The sequence below is a fragment of the Microbacterium sp. genome (assembly GCF_047606385.1).
Taxonomy (GTDB): domain Bacteria; phylum Actinomycetota; class Actinomycetes; order Actinomycetales; family Microbacteriaceae; genus Microbacterium.
This window is the reverse complement of sequence record NZ_JASGEL010000044.1, coordinates 20,881-34,595: the sequence shown is the minus strand read 5'-3', so window position 1 is coordinate 34,595 and position 13,715 is coordinate 20,881. Positions and strand designations below refer to the sequence as shown.

Here is a 13,715-nt window from a genome sequence, read left to right as displayed (position 1 = left end):
GTGCTCAGGCCCCCTTCACTGCGGTGCGGACGTAGACGATGCGGCCACGGGCACCGGGGACGGCGCCCTTGACGAGCAGCAGACCCTTCTCGGCGTCCACGGCGTGCACCGTGAGGTTGAGGACGGTCACGCGCTCGCCGCCCATGCGGCCGGCCATGCGCATGCCCTTGAAGACGCGGCTGGGCGTCGAGGAGGCACCGATGGAGCCCGGCTTGCGATGGTTGCGGTGCGCACCGTGCGAGGCGGAGACGCCCTTGAAGTTGTGGCGCTTCATGACGCCCGCGGTGCCCTTGCCCTTGCTGGTGCCGACGACGTCGACCAGCTGGCCGGCCTCGAAGGTCGCGTCCACGGTGAGCTCCTGACCGAGTGAATAGTCAGCGGCGTCCGCGGTGCGCACCTCGGTGAGGTGGCGACGGGGGGTGACCCCGGCGGTGTCGAAGTGGCCCTCGAGCGGCTTGTTGACCTTGCGCGGGTCGATGGCGCCGGCCGCGATCTGGACGGCCGAGTAGCCGTCCTTCTCGGGGGTGCGCACCTGCGTGACCACGTTGGGGGTGATCTCGATGACGGTGACGGGGACGAGCTTTCCCTGCTCGTTCCACACCTGGGTCATGCCGAGCTTGGTGCCCAGCAGTCCCTTGGAAGTCTTCGTGTTGATGTCGGACATGACGCGCCTCAGAGCTTGATCTCGATGTTGACGTCGGCCGGGAGGTCGAGACGCATCAGCGAGTCGACGGCCTTGGGCGTCGGGTCGATGATGTCGATGAGGCGCTTGTGGGTGCGCATCTCGAAGTGCTCGCGGCTGTCCTTGTACTTGTGCGGCGACCGGATGACGGCGACGACGTTCTTCTCGGTCGGAAGGGGCACGGGCCCCACGACGGTCGCACCGGCACGGGTCACGGTGTCGACGATCTTCCGCGCCGACGAGTCGAGACCGGCGTGGTCGTACGACTTCAGGCGAATGCGGATCTTCTGTCCCGCCATTGTCTGCTCACTCTCTTTCTCGCGTCATACCGCACCGGGTTCGGGGGCATCGGACGCACGGCGGCGCTTACGCGCCGGGGCACTTCTCCGCTCTCGCGGGATACTGCACCGCTGTTCTCATGTCAGACCGGGTCTCCCCGGCCCCCATCCCGCACGCGCCGAGGCGCCGGTTTCCCGGAGCGGAGATGGGGTGTGCTGTTCTGCTGCCCGCGGCCTAGAGTTCGCGTGGAACGCTCTCTATGCACTGCCCTGGCAGTGATCCGGCGCGCCGGAAGGCGACGTCGGAGTGTGGAACCTGACTAGTCTACGTGTCGCCCGGGCGTGTCGCAAACCCGGGCGTGTCGCGCGCTCCCCGCTCTCCCGCATCCGGGAGGAACAGCGCAAGGGGCCGGGCCCGAAGGCCCGACCCCTTGCGCTGAGTCCGGAGACCTACTTGATGATCTTGGTCACCGTGCCGGCGCCGACCGTGCGGCCGCCCTCACGGATCGCGAAGCCGAGGCCCTCTTCCATGGCGATGGGCTGGATCAGCTCCACGGTCATGTCCGTAGTGTCGCCCGGCATGACCATCTCGGTGCCCTCGGGCAGCGTGATGACGCCGGTGACGTCCGTGGTACGGAAATAGAACTGCGGGCGGTAGTTCGTGTAGAAGGGGTTGTGACGGCCGCCCTCGTCCTTGGACAGGATGTACGCGGTGCCCTCGAAGTTGGTGTGGGGGGTCACCGAGCCCGGCTTCACGACGACCTGGCCGCGCTCGACGTCGTCACGCTTGGTGCCGCGCAGGAGCAGACCGCAGTTCTCGCCGGCCCAGGCCTCGTCGAGCTGCTTGTGGAACATCTCGATGCCCGTGACGATGGTCTTCTGCGTCGGGCGGATGCCGACGATCTCGACCTCGGAGTTGATGGCCAGGGTGCCGCGCTCGGCACGACCGGTGACGACGGTGCCACGACCGGTGATCGTGAAGACGTCCTCGATCGGCATGAGGAAGGGCTTGTCCTTGTCGCGCACCGGGTCCGGGATGGACTCGTCGACGGCCTCCATGAGCTTGACGATCGACTCGGTCCACTCCGGGTCGCCCTCGAGCGCCTTGAGGCCCGACACGCGAACGACCGGCGCGTTGTCGCCGTCGAAGTCCTGCGAGCTGAGCAGCTCGCGCACCTCGAGCTCGACGAGCTCCAGGATCTCCTCGTCGTCGACCATGTCGGCCTTGTTCAGCGCGACGAGCAGGTAGGGGACGCCGACCTGCTTGGCCAGCAGCACGTGCTCGCGCGTCTGGGCCATCGGGCCGTCGGTCGCCGCGACCACGAGGATCGCGCCGTCCATCTGAGCGGCACCGGTGATCATGTTCTTGATGTAGTCGGCGTGACCGGGCGCGTCGACGTGCGCGTAGTGGCGCTTGGGGGTCTCGTACTCGACGTGCGAGATGTTGATCGTGATGCCGCGCTGACGCTCCTCCGGAGCGGAGTCGATCGACGCGAAGTCACGCTGCACGTTGGTGGCCGACGGGTACTTGTCGGCGAGCACCTTCGAGATCGCAGCGGTGAGCGTGGTCTTGCCGTGGTCGACGTGACCGATCGTTCCGATGTTGACGTGCGGCTTGGTCCGCTCGAACTTGGCCTTGGCCACTGGGTCCTCCTATAGGACGGTCGTGTAGATGTGCCGGGCGCTGGATTGCGACCGGTTCTCTACGGGGTTGTTCTCAGTTTAGTAGAGAGGGTTCGTGTGAAGTTGTGGACCAGCAGAACGGATGCGGCGGGTGCGGCCCCGCCGCATCCTGGACGGTGTTACTCGCCCTTGTTCTTCTGGATGATCTCGTCCGCCACGGCCCGCGGGACCTCGGCGTAGCTGTCGAACTCCATGGAGTAGACGGCGCGGCCGCTGGTCTTCGAGCGCAGGTCGCCGATGTAGCCGAACATCTCGGACAGCGGCACGTTCGCGCGCACCACCTTGACGCCGGCGGCGTCCTCCATCGACTGGATCTGCCCGCGGCGGGAGTTCAGGTCGCCGATGACGTCGCCCATGTACTCCTCGGGGGTGCGCACCTCGACCGCCATGATCGGCTCGAGCAGCACCGGGTTCGCCTTGCGGACGGCTTCCTTGAAGCCCATCGAGCCCGCGATCTTGAACGCCATCTCCGAGGAGTCGACGTCGTGCGATGCGCCGTCGAGCAGGGTCGCCTTCACGCCCACCATGGGGTAACCGGCGAGCACGCCGACCGCCATCGCGTCCTGGAAGCCCTGGTTGGTCGGCTCGATGTACTCGCGCGGGATGCGGCCACCGGTGACCTTGTTCTCGAACTCGTAGATCTTCTCGGCCGTGACCTCGATCGGCTCGATCGCGAACTGCACCTTCGCGAACTGACCCGAGCCGCCGGTCTGCTTCTTGTGCGTGTAGTCGTGGCGCTCGACGGTCTTGCGGATCGTCTCGCGGTAGGCCACCTGGGGCTTGCCGACGTTGGCCTCGACCTTGAACTCGCGCTTCATGCGGTCCACGAGGATGTCGAGATGCAGCTCGCCCATGCCCTTGATGACGGTCTGGCCGGTCTCAGAGTTCTGCTCGACGCGGAACGTCGGGTCCTCCTCGGCGAGCTTCTGGATGGCGACACCCAGCTTCTCCTGGTCGGCCTTGGTCTTGGGCTCGATGGCGACCTCGATGACCGGCTCCGGGAACGTCATCGACTCGAGGACGACCTGGTTGGCGGAGTCGGAGAGGGTGTCGCCGGTGGTGGTGTCCTTGAGGCCGATGACCGCGTAGATGTGGCCCGCGGTGACCGAGTCGACCGGGTTCTCCTTGTTGGCGTGCATCTGGAAGATCTTCCCGATGCGCTCCTTCTTGCCCTTGGTCGCGTTGACGACCTGGGCGCCGGAGTCGAGCGCTCCCGAGTAGACGCGGATGTAGGTGAGCCGGCCGAAGAACGGGTGCGAGACGATCTTGAACGCGAGGGCCGCGAACGGCTCCGACGCGTCGGCGTGGCGCTCGATGATCCGCTCCTCGTCCTTGGGGTCGTGCGCCTCGATGGCGGGCACGTCCAGGGGCGAGGGCAGGTAGTCCACGACCGCGTCGAGCATGGGCTGGACGCCGCGGTTCTTGAACGCGGAGCCGCAGAGCACCGGGTACAGCTCGCCGGCGACGGTCAGGGAGCGGATGGCGCCCTTGATCTCGGCGACCGTGAGCTCCTCGCCGCCGAAGTACTTCTCCAGCAGGGCCTCGTCGCTCTCGGCGACCGTCTCGAGCAGCTTCTCGCGGTACTCGGCGGCCTTGTCGGCCAGGTCGGCGGGGATCTCCGCCACCTCGTACTTGGCGCCCATGGTCACGTCGCCCTTGGCGTCGCCGGGCCACACCAGCGCGCGCATCTCGACGAGGTCGATGACGCCCACGAAGTCGTTCTCGGCGCCGATCGGCAGCTGCAGCACGAGCGGCTTGGCCTTCAGGCGGTTGACGATGGTGTCGACCGTGAAGTAGAAGTCGGCGCCCAGCTTGTCCATCTTGTTGACGAAGCAGATACGGGGCACGTCGTACTTGTCGGCCTGGCGCCACACGGTCTCGGACTGGGGCTCGACGCCCTCCTTGCCGTCGAAGACGGCGACCGCGCCGTCGAGGACGCGCAGCGAGCGCTCCACCTCGACCGTGAAGTCCACGTGGCCCGGGGTGTCGATGATGTTGATCTGGGTGCCGTTCCAGAAGCAGGTCACCGCCGCGGAGGTGATCGTGATGCCGCGCTCCTGCTCCTGCTCCATCCAGTCGGTGGTGGCAGCGCCGTCGTGGGTCTCGCCGATCTTGTGGTTGACGCCCGTGTAGAACAGGATGCGCTCGGTCGTCGTCGTCTTGCCGGCATCGATGTGCGCCATGATGCCGATGTTGCGGACCTTCTTGAGGTCGGTGAGCACGTCTTGTGCCACGGGGTGTCTTCCTTATCTGTGACAGGTGGATGCGGGGGCCGTCGCCGGCCCCCGCATCCAGGAGGCTGTTACCAGCGGTAGTGCGCGAAGGCGCGGTTCGACTCGGCCATCTTGTGGGTGTCCTCGCGGCGCTTGACCGCGGCACCGAGGCCGTTCGAGGCGTCGAGGATCTCGTTCTGCAGCCGCTCGGTCATCGTCTTCTCGCGACGGCCCTTGGCGTAGCTGACGAGCCAGCGCAGCGCGAGGGTGTTCGCGCGGTGCGGCTTGACCTCGACCGGCACCTGGTAGGTCGAGCCGCCGACGCGACGACTCTTGACCTCGAGGGTGGGGCGGACGTTGTCCAGCGCCTTCTTGAGGGTGGTGACGGCATCCTGGCCGTTCTTCGCCTCGACGCCCTGCAGGGCGCCGTACACGATCGACTCGGCCAGCGACTTCTTGCCGTCGATGAGGATCTTGTTGACCAGCTGGGTGACGATCGGAGCGCCGTACACCGGGTCGTTGACGACGGGACGCTTGGGGGCGGGACCCTTACGAGGCATGGTTCTCAGCCCTTCTTCGCGCCGTAGCGGCTGCGAGCCTGCTTACGGTTCTTCACGGCCTGGGTGTCCAGGGCGCCGCGGACGATCTTGTAGCGCACGCCGGGGAGGTCCTTGACGCGACCCCCGCGGACGAGCACCAGCGAGTGCTCCTGCAGGTTGTGGCCCTCGCCCGGGATGTAGGCGGTCACCTCGGTGCCGTTGCGGAGCTTGACACGGGCGACCTTGCGCATGGCCGAGTTCGGCTTCTTCGGCGTGGTCGTGTAGACGCGGGTGCAGACACCCGCCTGCTGCGGGTTCGCCTTCAGCGCGGGAGCCTTGGTCTTCGAGACCTTCGGCGCACGCCCCTTGCGAACCAACTGCTGAATGGTTGGCACGTTCTCTCCTTGTTTGTGCTGCACGGTGACAGCAAGTGGTCTCGCCCTGCCCGGGCGGAGATGTCGCTCCGTGTCGGACCGGGCCCACATCCACCCACCGGTGCGACAGGATGTCTGACGCGAGTGATGGGTATGCCGTGGGGGTGACCTGTTCGCAGGTCGTTCCCTGAGATGATGCGAGCCTGCGGCCCGCGTGCACCGAGGCGCGACGCAGGGCGCGCACGAGCGCACACCCGCTCAATGATACGCGGGCGCTGGAGCGCGGTCAAACGGTCTCAGGGCTCGCGACGGTCCAGCCGCAGCCGCGCGTCGCCGAGGAGGAACTCCCCCGCCACCTCCGCCGACTCCCCCGGCGCGAGCTCGACGCCGTCGATCAGCACGCCGTTGGTCGAGCCGAGGTCGGAGATCACCCAGCCGTCCCCCTGCCGGCGCAGCAGCGCGTGGGTCTTGGAGACCGTGCGGGTGCCCTCGACGACCGCGATCAGCTGCGCGCCCGGTGCGGTGTGGACCGGGCCCGGGCGACGTCCGAGCACCGCCGCATCCGCCGTGAGGTCGGCCGCCGTGCCGTCGGGAAGCCGCAGCAGCCAGGCCGGCCGCCGGCGCGACGCGATCATGGTGTCGTCGTCGACCGGGTCGGCATCGCCGATCCCGGAGCGGAACGCCGAGACCGCGGAGGTGGCCGAGCGCGGGGTGCCGGCGATCGGCGAGCCGTAGACGGCGGAGACGGCGCCGGACTCCTCGGGGAAGGCGTCCGGCTCGCCGACGTACGACTCGCGCACGACCGGCCCCGGGGTCTCCGGAGCCGGCATCCACCAGGACGTGACCGGCTCCGGCTCGGCCGGCGCCGGCGCGACCGGGGCGGGAGCGGGCTCCGCCGCCGGCGCGGGTTCCGGTGCGATGGCGCCTGTCTCCGCCGATGGCGCCTGATATTCCTGTGGCCGTTGCGGGAAAGCGGCGCCATCGTGGGCCGCCGGCGGGATCCACGCGGAGGGGGCGAGCAGGTCCGTGCGCGCGTCGTAGCCTGCCGCGGCAGAGCGCCCGAAGCCGGGCGAGATCGAGCGCAGCGCGCTCTCGGCGTCCTCCGCCGCCAGGAACGCGTATCCGCTGCGGCGCGGCCCCGGCACCGCGCCGCCGAAGCCGAGGACGCTGGCCCACACCGGGAACAGCAGCGCGGCCAGCACCGTCATGCCGCCGCCGTACCCGAAGCGCTGGCCGATGCGGTGCGCCGCGGTCACGATCGCGACGTAGACGAAGACCGGCCCGAAGATCGGGATCAGCCACAGGAGCAGCAGCCAGCCGCTGTAGTCGCCCAGGCGCAGGAAGACGGCGGCGTTGTAGATCGGGACCCAGGCCTTCCAGCCGGCGACGTCGAGCTTGGCGAACACGCGCGCGAGCGCGAGCGCAGTCCACACGTAGACGACGAGCGAGGGCAGCAGCCCGGCGAGCAGGACCAGCACGAGCGAGCCGGAGCCGGACTCTGCCGCGGCGAGGAGATGGAGCTGCATGTGGGGCCTCAGGGTCGGGGACCGTCGAGGTCCCGGGGGTCGAAGGGCGCGTCGAGGGATCGTGCCAGCTCGTCCAGCATGGCGGCGATCTGCGGTTCGACGTACTGCGTGATCGCGGCCTGGATGCGCAATCGATGGTGCAGGAGGATCGCGCAGACCTCCCGGCCGATCATATTGGCATAGTCGTCGGCCAGCCCGACCTCCTGCCGCAGCGCGACCTTCGCCTCGTCGGTCAGCGGCGGCAGGGCCGGCACGTCGGCGTCCGCCTGCGCGGCCAGCCCGGCGATCGTGAACAGGAACGGGGCGTCCGGGGTCGGGTCCGGATCCAGCGGCAGCCCCTCGAACTCGGGGTCGAGGTTCTCGGCGGGCCGGTAGCTGCGGGCGCGATTGCGCGCCGCCTGCTGGTCGAGCTCGGCCTGCAGCAACGGCAGGTTGCGCGACGTGTACTCGGCGACGGCGTGGTCGACGATCGCCTTCAGCCGGGTGGACAGCCCGTGCTGCACGCCGTGAGGCACGTCCGAGCCGACACCAGCGGCGGACAGGATCGGCGACCCGAAGCAGCGGCGGCAGGGAGCGACCCGGCCGCGGTGCGTGGCCGGCTCCCAGCGGGGCAGCCAGCGCAGCCACGCGTCCACCGCCTGGCTCACCTGCGTCTCGAGCGATCGCTCCACGATTCCACGGTAGTGGCCCGCGCTCGGATCCTGCGGAATTCCGCGGACTCAGTCGCCGCGGCGCTCCCACGGCCACCGCGGCCGGCCCGCCCGCGTGCGCACCAGCGCGATGCCGGCCCATCCGGCCACGAGCGCCGCCGCCGCGACGACGGCACCCGGCCATCCGATCGCGAGCCGGCCGGCGACCGCGAGACCGGCGGCGATGTCGGCGGCCTCGATCGTCACCGCGAGACCGGTGACGATCACGTACGCGACGTAGGTCGCCGCGATCACGAACACGACCGAGCCGAACGCGGGATGGCGCAGTCGGATCACCCACCAGAGGACGCCGGCGAACGCGGCGGCGGCGGCCAGCATCCCCACCGCGCCCGGCGACTGGCCGATCCCCGGCGCCGAGATGACGTCGGAGTCCGTCGCGAGGCTCGCCAGCCCCAGGCCCGCGATCACGAGGGCGACGTAGCCGACGAGGCAGAACGCCAGCGCCACCGCCGGGCGCACCGACGGCCGGGGAGGCTGGCTCTCGCTCACTGCTGGTACAGCTGCGGGCCCGCCTCGAGCGTGCGCTCGTACTCGGCCTGAGCCACCTCGTTGAGCTCGGTCACCTTGCGGCCGCGCGCCGCGACCCAGGCGCCGAACCAGATCGCGACCTCGCGGGCGACGACGAAGGCGACGATCGCGAACGGCGCGAACCAGCTGTCGGCCAGCAGGCTGCGACCCTGGCTCGCCGTCAGCTGCCAGAACGGCGCCTCGAACAGCACGCCGAGGATGTAGCCACCGTAGGCGACGGCGGCGACGAGCAGGCCCCAGATCACCCAGTGGCCCCACCGCGCGCGGTTGAGGATCGCGCCGAGGAACCAGAAGCCGATGAAGAACGCGACGACGGGCACCCAGAACACCCACGAGGTCGCCAGCGCCGTCGCGAAGCTCACCGCGTGCGCGCCGTCGACCGAGCCGAGCACGAACGCGGCGCCGAACTGGATGCCGAAGGTGATCACGGCGAAGGTCACGGCCGCGAGCAGGCCGATCGCGCCCGCCGCGCCGCGGTTGCCGCGGGGGCGGGGAGCCTCGGGCGCCTGCACGAAGATCGGGGCGGCGACCGTGGTCGCGACGAACGTGTCGGCGGGGGCGACGACGGGCTCGGACGCCGCGGGCGCGGCCTCCTCCTCGGGGCGGTCGTACCAGGCGGCCGGCTCCGCGACGACGGGCTCTTCGAGCACCACCGGCGTCTCCGCCACGGGCTCGGCCACGACCGGCTCGGCGACGGGCTCCACGACGGCCGGCTCGACAGCCGCGGGCTCGACGGGCTCGGCGACCACGGGCTCGGCGGCGGGCTCCGACGCCGTCGCCTCCGCGACGGGCTCGGCCACGACCGGCTCGACGGCCGGGACGTCGGCGGGGGTCGGGTCGGCGACCGCGTCGCGGCCGGCGGCCTCGGCATCCGCGAGCCCCTCGTTCGCACGCGCGACGGCCTCGTCGAGCGAGGTGTCCTCGGGGGTCGTGTTCGGGTCACTCATCGCAATCCGCTCCTCATGCGGGACACTCGCCCGCGAGGCCGAGAGTAACCGGCGCACGCTCCCAGGCCGCGCAGGCGCGCAGCCGTCGCGGCGATTCGTCCGCGCCCGCTAGCGTGTCGGCATGTCCCCCCGCCTGCTGCTCCTCGCCGTCGCCGCGCTGGCGACGGTCCTCACCGCCTGCGCACCCGACCCGGAGACCACCGCGAGCCCGACCGAGACGATCACGCCCTCGGTCACGGCGAGCGCCTCGGCGTCGGCCAGCGCGACGGCCACCGCCGTGGCGGTGCCGACCGACTGCCGCGCGATCCTGTCCGCGTCCGTGCTCTCCCAGCTCGCCGACACCCCGCTGAACGACCCGGACACCGGGGTGTCCACCGGTGTGCAGGCCGACGGATCGCTCGTGTGCCTCTGGCGCGACCCCGCCGCCGACACCACGTACCTGCAGACGACCATCTCGCAGATGAGCAGCGGCCCGGCTCTGGACATGCTCAACGAGCTCGTGACCGACGAGGGCTTCACCTGCTACACGCCGTCGAGCGGCACCCGCTGCGAGAAGACCTGGACCGACGCGACCTACCCGGTCACCGACGGCCGGACGCTGTTCTACCGCGATGGGATCATGATCGACACGAGCTACTCGAACCTGGCGCCGTCGGGCTACACCGACAGCATCGTCGCGTCGCTGTTCGGCTGAACGGGGCCGCGACCGCGACTACCGCACCTCGACGAGGCGTTCTCCGGCGTCCAACTGGTCGAGGATGGCCGGCAGCAGCGGAACGAACCACGCTTCGAGAGCGCGCTTGGACGCGTTCCCCACCCGCAGCCACACCACCGACGGCCCGGTCGTGGTGTCGCGCGCACGACGGGCAAAGTCGTCGTCTTTGGAGACGATCACCTGACCGGTCTGGGCACAGTGGCCCCAGATGTCACCGTCCGACGCTTCCCGCAACCCGATATCCCGCACCGCGACGGCGTCGTGGCCTTCGCGCTGCAACACCGCCGCCAGTGCCGGCGGCAGCTGCGCGTCAATGACGAAGCGCATCTCAGGAGGCGAGCAGTACCGGGTGCGCGATCTCACGGGCCGCGTACGCGATCGAGGCGCGGAGGTCTTCGGATTCCAGGTCCGGGTAGTCGGCGAGGATCTCCGACTCCGGGACACCCGCTGCGAGCAGTTCCAGCACATCCTGCACGCGGATACGCATGCCGCGGATCGTCGGCCGGCCACCGCAGATACCCGGGTCGATCGTGATGCGCTCCATTCCGCCAGTCTCCCATCTCGACACGCCCCAAGGCCAGACCGACGCTGACGATGGCGATGGCGATGGCGGTGGCGGTGGCGATGGCGATGGCGACAATCACGATCACGGCCGCCGCAACCTGTCAGATCAGAGACTCGACCCCGACTTAGGTCGTTTAGTGCGACGCCGACGCCCCGGGCCCCAGCTGACCGCCGAGAATGGCGCGCGCGGGGTCGTCAACAATGGCCACGTCGCGGATATCGATTTCGAGTGCGGTGAATCTCGCGTCAACGTTTCAAGGGTGGGGTTCGAACTCTCTCCGCCATTACTGTGGCCGTGTTCGAGCTCACGGTAGGTGACGACGGCGATGCCGGCCGCATGGGCGACCTGTTCCTGCGAGAGGCCCCTCCGGGCGCGGATATGGAGAAACAGGCGAGATAGTCGGGCGGCAGAGCGTGCGCGATGCTCGCATGCATCATCGATGAACGTCACCAAGAGAACTCCCCTTCGCAGTGCATGACCGCCGACCCGCGTCTATTCATGACGCGGGTCCCCGGGTCATCCGTCGGCTTTCTGTCATCGCAGGAGGATGAGTAGTCCGGCACCGGCGGCGAGGGCGGAGCAGACGAGAAAGACCGCGAGAGCCGTGCGGTGATGCCGGGAGAAGACCTTGAGCAGCAGAAGGGATGGAATCAGGCACCAGGCCGTGGTGCACAGCACGGCAAGGGCCGCGACACCCCACGACTGAGTGGTCGCTCCGAGAATGATCGTCAACGCAGTGGCGATCGCCAGCCCGCACCAGGCGAACGAACTCACAACGCTGCTGAACGGAGCTTCTCGCCGCCGCAGGAATACCAGCAGGGAGCCGCCGATCAGGACGTAGATGGGCACCAGGAAGAGGTCGCCGACGATGAGGAAACCTGAAGCCATATAGGCGAAATTGAGGAACCCGTATGCGGCTGCCGATGCCGAGACGACAGCGGCACCGAGAACCAAGGCGATGCTTCCCCCCGCCAAGAGGCCGATGAGGCGCAGCTGCTGGATCTCGGTGCCGCTCGTTGTCATATCACGTCCTGGATTCATATGCTCCAGCTCAGTACGTCAAGGTTACGTCCATCGCCCGGGTGCCGCAGATTCCCGAGAGGCAGTCGAAGCCTTCGTTCGTGTACTGGCCGAAGCTGTGCCATGCGAGGTTGCCGTTCCCCGTGTCCCATCCCCCGCCCGGCCGCTGGCGGTGCACAGCACCGGGGAGCAGCCGAACACCCCGTATGACGCGTGAAGCCGAAATCGCTGAGCCGCTACCAGAGCTGAGCGGCCATGCCGGCGGCGTAGCCCGTGGGCTGCCAGCCGGTGAACGTGGTGGTCACCCATACCCCGCCGCGGACCACGTCCTGCTCGACCACGTCGTCATCGGTACGCGTGCAGTCGACGCCGCCCCCGCTGGTGGAGGCGCACGAGAAGCCGTCGGCGACGAGGGCGGTGCGGGCGGCGGATGCCGCGTCCGCGGCCACATCGGAGACCGTCGTGACGATGCGCCCGTCGTAGCCGGCCGTGAACGTGCAGGTCACCCGCACGGCCGGCGACAGGGCGGCCGCGAGCGCCGTCGAGCCCGTCGCCGGCGCCGCCATGGACTCGACCGGGTCGCCACCGGCCATCTGCGTCAGCTCGGCCCAGAGCGCGTCGGAGTAGAGCGCGCGGCACCCGGACGCCGCTGTGTCGGCGGTGGTGGCCGCAGGCGCCGAGACCATGGTCGCCGGGTGAGCCGCCCGCAGCGTGTCGCCGACCATGGCGATCGCGCCCGGGATGCCGGGCACCGCGAGGTAGAGGAGCGCGCCGATCACACCGAGGCAGGCGATACCGCCGAGCCAGGCCATGAAGCTGTTGCGTCCGCCGGTGCGCGCCATGATCCCTCCGTCCTCACGGTACGTCGGGGCCGCGCGTCAGCCCGGCAGCGGCACGCGCCGATCTCAGGCTGCCGGTCGCAGCGAGGCGACGAACTCGAGCTTGTCGAGCACCGGGCCGGGGATGACGAACGGGTAGAGATCGTCGGTGCCCATCGACCGGTTGATCATGTTCAACGCGATCGACAGCGGCATCCACACCCCGGTCACCAGGTCGCGGAACACCGAGAACGCGTCGACGCCGCCGACCGCGGTGAGCCCGTACGCGGCGGCCGTCTCGATCGTGTCGCAGATGTGCAGGTAGTGCGCCCACGTCTCGGCGAAGTCCTCGTACGGGTGCATGGTCGCGTAGGTGGAGATGAAGGACTCCGCCCAGTCCGCCGGCGCGCCCTGGTCGTAGTGCCGGTCGATGGCCGCCTGGTAGTCGGCGCTCTCGTCGCCGAACAGGCGCCGCGCCTCCTCGATCCGATCGGTCCCCTCCACGAGCAGCCACTCGTAGTAGTGGCCGACCTCGTGCCGGAAGTGGCCGAGCATGGTGCGGTACGGCTCGTCGAGCTGCTCCTGCACCTTCACGCGGTAGGCGTCGTCGCCCTCCGCCAGGTCGATCGTGACGACGCCGCCGTCGTGTCCGATCACGACGTTCTCGGCGGTGCTGGACAGCAGGTCGAAGCACAGGCCGCTCTCCGGGTCCTCGTCCTTGCCCACGACCGGGAACCCGAGCCGGTCGAGCTCGGCGATGAGCCACCGCTTGGCGCGCTCGGCGACCGGGAACAGCTCGATGCCGGCGGCATCCGCGTCGTTCGGTCGCGTGCGGGTGAGGTCGCAGGCCGCGCACTGGCCGCCCTCGAGCGGGGCGAGCCACGTGCATCCGGACAGGTTGAGGTTGCGGCACACGTGCCAGACGAGGCCGGTGGCGTCGACGTAGCGGCCGTCCGCGTCCACCGGCACGATCGCCGCCTCGTCACGCGAGTAGCCGAGGCCGGTGCCGCACGACACGCAGACGGAGTTCTCGAAGTACAGGGCGTTGCCGCACACGCGGCACTGGAAGGCCTTCACACCGCGAGCATGTCATACCCGGGCCCGCGGCGTCCCGGGC

General features: G+C 69.5%; 17 protein-coding genes. 1 reads left to right on the top strand and 16 read right to left on the bottom strand.

Going from position 1 to position 13,715, the window contains the following annotated elements; translation table 11 throughout:
• Positions 1–4: 4 nt before the first annotated feature.
• The 10 genes from rplC to QM626_RS05025 form a co-directional block, all read right to left on the bottom strand.
• Positions 5–664 carry a 50S ribosomal protein L3 gene (gene rplC, locus QM626_RS05070; RefSeq protein WP_415074635.1) on the bottom strand — a complete coding sequence of 220 codons (660 nt, stop codon included), beginning with the start codon at positions 662–664 and terminating at the stop codon, positions 5–7.
• 8 nt (positions 665–672) lie between these two features.
• Positions 673–981, bottom strand: coding sequence for a 30S ribosomal protein S10 (rpsJ, locus tag QM626_RS05065; protein WP_378841551.1), 309 nt, complete (start codon positions 979–981; stop codon positions 673–675).
• Positions 982–1,410: 429 nt separating this feature from the next.
• On the bottom strand, positions 1,411–2,604 hold the full coding sequence (tuf, locus tag QM626_RS05060; RefSeq protein WP_415074633.1) for an elongation factor Tu: 1,194 nt from the start codon (positions 2,602–2,604) through the stop codon (positions 1,411–1,413).
• A 158-nt stretch (positions 2,605–2,762) separates the two neighbouring features.
• On the bottom strand, positions 2,763–4,877 hold the full coding sequence (gene fusA, locus QM626_RS05055) for an elongation factor G (RefSeq protein ID WP_415074631.1): 2,115 nt from the start codon (positions 4,875–4,877) through the stop codon (positions 2,763–2,765).
• Between the two features lie 68 nt (positions 4,878–4,945).
• Positions 4,946–5,416 (bottom strand): 30S ribosomal protein S7, encoded by a 471-nt coding sequence (gene rpsG, locus QM626_RS05050; protein WP_415074629.1) that lies wholly within the window; start codon positions 5,414–5,416, stop codon positions 4,946–4,948.
• A gap of 5 nt (positions 5,417–5,421) precedes the next feature.
• Positions 5,422–5,790: a 30S ribosomal protein S12 gene (gene rpsL / locus QM626_RS05045; RefSeq protein ID WP_150920677.1), complete on the bottom strand. Its 369-nt coding sequence runs from the start codon at positions 5,788–5,790 to the stop codon at positions 5,422–5,424.
• A 275-nt stretch (positions 5,791–6,065) separates the two neighbouring features.
• A complete protein-coding gene (locus tag QM626_RS05040; protein WP_415074626.1) occupies positions 6,066–7,295 on the bottom strand; it encodes a DUF5684 domain-containing protein in 1,230 nt (409 codons plus the stop codon).
• A gap of 8 nt (positions 7,296–7,303) precedes the next feature.
• Positions 7,304–7,966, bottom strand: a complete 663-nt coding sequence (locus QM626_RS05035; protein WP_415074624.1) for a spermidine/putrescine ABC transporter substrate-binding protein — start codon at positions 7,964–7,966, stop codon at positions 7,304–7,306.
• Positions 7,967–8,014: 48 nt separating this feature from the next.
• Positions 8,015–8,494, bottom strand: coding sequence for a hypothetical protein (locus QM626_RS05030; RefSeq protein ID WP_415074622.1), 480 nt, complete (start codon positions 8,492–8,494; stop codon positions 8,015–8,017).
• Entirely contained in the window at positions 8,491–9,480 is a 990-nt protein-coding gene (locus QM626_RS05025) for an ABC transporter (RefSeq protein WP_415074620.1), read from the bottom strand. Before QM626_RS05025 ends, QM626_RS05030 begins: the two co-directional genes overlap by 4 nt.
• A gap of 121 nt (positions 9,481–9,601) precedes the next feature.
• Between QM626_RS05025 and QM626_RS05020 the strand changes: the two genes are divergently transcribed.
• Positions 9,602–10,174: a hypothetical protein gene (locus QM626_RS05020; RefSeq protein WP_415074618.1), complete on the top strand. Its 573-nt coding sequence runs from the start codon at positions 9,602–9,604 to the stop codon at positions 10,172–10,174.
• Positions 10,175–10,192: 18 nt separating this feature from the next.
• On the opposite strand, the gene QM626_RS05015 is transcribed toward QM626_RS05020, so the two are convergent.
• From QM626_RS05015 to QM626_RS04990, 6 genes are all read right to left on the bottom strand, one after another.
• Positions 10,193–10,522: a DUF5615 family PIN-like protein gene (locus QM626_RS05015; RefSeq protein WP_415074616.1), complete on the bottom strand. Its 330-nt coding sequence runs from the start codon at positions 10,520–10,522 to the stop codon at positions 10,193–10,195.
• A 1-nt stretch (position 10,523) separates the two neighbouring features.
• A complete protein-coding gene (locus QM626_RS05010; RefSeq protein WP_415074614.1) occupies positions 10,524–10,739 on the bottom strand; it encodes a DUF433 domain-containing protein in 216 nt (71 codons plus the stop codon).
• 126 nt (positions 10,740–10,865) lie between these two features.
• The gene (locus QM626_RS05005; protein ID WP_415074686.1) at positions 10,866–11,210 is read right to left on the bottom strand and encodes a helix-turn-helix transcriptional regulator; all 345 of its coding nucleotides are present in this window, start codon (positions 11,208–11,210) and stop codon (positions 10,866–10,868) included.
• 84 nt (positions 11,211–11,294) lie between these two features.
• A complete protein-coding gene (locus QM626_RS05000; protein WP_415074612.1) occupies positions 11,295–11,783 on the bottom strand; it encodes a hypothetical protein in 489 nt (162 codons plus the stop codon).
• A gap of 233 nt (positions 11,784–12,016) precedes the next feature.
• A complete protein-coding gene (locus QM626_RS04995; RefSeq protein ID WP_415074610.1) occupies positions 12,017–12,622 on the bottom strand; it encodes a hypothetical protein in 606 nt (201 codons plus the stop codon).
• 63 nt (positions 12,623–12,685) lie between these two features.
• Positions 12,686–13,675 (bottom strand): putative zinc-binding metallopeptidase, encoded by a 990-nt coding sequence (locus QM626_RS04990; protein WP_415074608.1) that lies wholly within the window; start codon positions 13,673–13,675, stop codon positions 12,686–12,688.
• Positions 13,676–13,715 lie beyond the last annotated feature (40 nt).